General features: G+C 50.0%; 1 protein-coding gene. It reads left to right on the top strand.

The window, feature by feature from the left end; genetic code table 11:
* Nucleotides 1-544: WD40 repeat domain-containing protein (locus ACM0OY_RS40560; protein ID WP_414574326.1), on the top strand; the 544-nt coding region annotated here is incomplete at both ends.

Here is a 544-nt window from a genome sequence, read left to right as displayed (position 1 = left end):
TGTGGAATCGCAACGGGCAAGTCTTACAAACTCTCACTGGTCATAGCAGTTCAGTTTTGGGCGTGGCATTTAGCCCCGACGGTCAAACCATTGCCTCTGCAAGTTCTGACAAGACGGTGAAGTTGTGGAATCGCAACGGGCAAGTCTTACAAACTCTCACTGGTCATAGCAGTTCAGTTTCGGGCGTGGCATTTAGCCCCGACGGTCAAACCATTGCCTCTGCAAGTTCTGACAACACGGTGAAGCTGTGGAATCGCAACAGGCAAGTCTTACAAACTCTCACTGGTCATAGCAGTTCGGTTAATAGCGTAGCATTTAGCCCCGACGGTCAAACCATTGCCTCTGCAAGTGATGACAAGACGGTGAAGTTGTGGAATCGCAACGGGCAAGCCTTACAAACTCTCACTGGTCATAGCAGTTCGGTTAATAGCGTGGCATTTAGCCCCGACGGTCAAACCATTGCCTCTGCCAGTTTTGACAACACGGTAAAGCTGTGGAATCGCAACGGGCAAGTCTTACAAACTCTCACTGGTCATAGCAGTTC

The sequence above is a fragment of the Nostoc sp. CCY 9925 genome (assembly GCF_963920935.1).
GTDB lineage: Bacteria > Cyanobacteriota > Cyanobacteriia > Cyanobacteriales > Nostocaceae > Nostoc.
Note: the sequence above shows the minus strand (reverse complement) of the source record. Positions and strands in the feature narration are given on the sequence as shown.